Annotated in this window: 3 protein-coding genes and 2 pseudogenes; 3 read left to right on the top strand and 2 right to left on the bottom strand. The window is 36.6% G+C overall.

The window, feature by feature from the left end; all coding sequences use genetic code 11:
• Positions 1-83: 83 nt before the first annotated feature.
• From G322_RS24965 to G322_RS0118900, 3 genes and pseudogenes are all read left to right on the top strand, one after another.
• Positions 84-152 (top strand): annotated as a pseudogene (locus G322_RS24965) (hypothetical protein); the annotation flags it as partial.
• Positions 153-165: 13 nt separating this feature from the next.
• The gene (locus G322_RS22040; protein ID WP_022943229.1) at positions 166-516 is read left to right on the top strand and encodes an amidohydrolase family protein; all 351 of its coding nucleotides are present in this window, start codon (positions 166-168) and stop codon (positions 514-516) included.
• 113 nt (positions 517-629) lie between these two features.
• Positions 630-824, top strand: coding sequence for a YwbE family protein (locus G322_RS0118900; RefSeq protein WP_022943230.1), 195 nt, complete (start codon positions 630-632; stop codon positions 822-824).
• A 323-nt stretch (positions 825-1147) separates the two neighbouring features.
• Here G322_RS0118900 and G322_RS21480 read toward each other — a convergent pair.
• Together G322_RS21480 and G322_RS23825 are read right to left on the bottom strand one after the other, a co-directional pair.
• A pseudogene (locus G322_RS21480) lies at positions 1148-1456 on the bottom strand (VOC family protein); the annotation flags it as partial.
• 476 nt (positions 1457-1932) lie between these two features.
• Entirely contained in the window at positions 1933-2070 is a 138-nt protein-coding gene (locus tag G322_RS23825; RefSeq protein WP_281166540.1) for an IS3 family transposase, read from the bottom strand.
• Positions 2071-2159: the final 89 nt, after the last annotated feature.

Below are 2159 nucleotides of genomic sequence, written 5' to 3' on the forward strand. Positions count from 1 at the left end.
GAGTAGAATTAATGACAACTTTCAAACCTTCAATTTTGCAGTTTGAAGTGCGATGAGCTAGATGCGAAATATTATCAAGTCGTTTGGGTATATACTCTGAAGAAGGCCCCGCGAGTAATATCCACGACGCATTAGCACTATTAAAAATAACGCGTATTGATCACGGTGTTCGTTGCTCAGAAGACCCTCAACTCATCAAAAAAACTTGCCCTGCAACGTATCCCATTGACCGTTTGTCCATTATCTAATACTAAACTTAAAGTATTTGATGTAATGGAAGATCACAATATCGTCGACCTGCTTCGTAAGGGTTTATGTGTGACTATTAACTCAGACGATCCTGCTTATTTTGGCGGATATATGACGGATAATTTTTTGGCCGTGAGTAATGCCCATGCGATGAGTAAAACAGAAATAGCGCAATTTACTTTTAATGCGATTGAAGCCAGCTTTATTTCTAAAGATGATAAAATTCTCTTAAATATCGTGATACAAACCTATTTAGAGAGGACCTAATAGCGGTTAAGAGAAACCTCGTGGCCGGTTAATCAGGCATACGTTTTTATTGTTGACCATCAACCTTGCTCTAGGGCAAAATTCAGATCCCATTACAAATAAGAGTAATCACTATGAGTGGCACTAACAGAGCAGATATCAAGAAAGGTTTATCAGTATCAATTGTTTTAAAACAGGATCAGCGCAGTGGCACGCTAACGGAAGGAATAGTAAAGGACATTTTAACTAACTCACAAAATCATCACCATGGTATTAAAGTGCGTTTAGAAGATGGTTCAGTAGGCCGTGTTAAAGCGATTCATGATTAACTTAGCATAACAGTCAGGATAAGCTTTCTAGCGACTTATAATCGACAATGAAGCTTATCCTGTTATTTTTTACTTTTCCTTTTGTTCGACAAAAATCTGCATTTCTTCACCTATTTTTTACGAATTTCCATTAGTTTTTTAGCAGTTTCATTTTCTTTTTTATCAATCTCAGTTTCTGGTATCCATTCTGGAATACGCACCGATTGACCATGTTCATCAACAGTGATAAGTACCCAATTTCATAGATAACTCATATTATATTGGGGTACATTGCGCCTGAAAAAATATACAAAAGGCGACCATTTAGGTGATCAATAAATCTATTACTCGTAATCAGAAGCGTAAGTTTCTTCATAAGAGTGTGAGTAAAGCTCAAACAAATTGCCAAAGGGATCTTCTAAGTAGACCATTTTTGCTTGTTTGCTGTCGTCTTCTGGGTGGTAGCGCATAATATCCATACGTACTTTGCCACCATATGCTTCAGTGCGTGCAATAACACCCTCGAAGTCATTCGTTTGAAGACAGAAGTGGAAAATACCAATGCGTGAGAAATCAACGTCGTGACGTTCTTGACGCTCTTTCATTTCAAACATTTCGACACCAATACCGTCGCTCGTGACTAAGTGTGCAATTTGTATTTTAGTTCCTTATCTGAGCCTAAACGTGTGAGCTTAAGGGATCAATATCGTAGAAAAACGATTAGATCAAATATTGACCCCTTTCCCTTTCCTAGGCAATAAATGTCAGGATTTCACTCCCTCATCGCAATGAAAAAAGAGGTAAGCATATTTTAGCTATTAAGAACAAGGATGTTTATTCTCCCTATACTCATATGTGGTTTTACTTGTTATTCTCTTTGAGAATTCGTGGTGGCTGTCTTTGGTAGGGTACTCTGAAAACGGGATTTTGATTGCGTTAGGCTATATTATCAAACAAAAGCCTACGGTAATTACCTATCAAAAAAGCGACACGGAAAACGTGTCGTTCATCAATAAGATTGTACTGAAAAGTATTAATACCAAAGCAACTAAAAAGGTGATCAGTCTTAGTTGTTAAATATACCTACCCAAAGAGTCAAGACAACTATTTAATATTTCTTATTCCACACTTAAGATACCTTTGATAAAGCTAAGTTAGCCTTAATTCCTTTCTGATAAACATCCATTGGCTTTTTATATTTCAATGTTTCATGAAAACGTTCGTGGTTATAAAACTCAATATAATCATCCACATCTTCTTGAAGCAGACATTGATCAGAGCCCTAGCTGACTTTTTCTATTTTATACAAATATTCAGCATGCCCACCGATAAGATGAATGATTTTTCTCCTTAACT

Source organism: Psychromonas hadalis ATCC BAA-638 (assembly GCF_000420245.1).
Taxonomy (GTDB): Bacteria; Pseudomonadota; Gammaproteobacteria; order Enterobacterales; family Psychromonadaceae; genus Psychromonas; species Psychromonas hadalis.

Bases quoted from the DNA above. Each gene is read 5' to 3' on its own strand.
- G322_RS0118900 (WP_022943230.1), top strand. From the start codon at position 630: ATGAGTGGCACTAACAGAGCAGATATCAAGAAAGGTTTATCAGTATCA.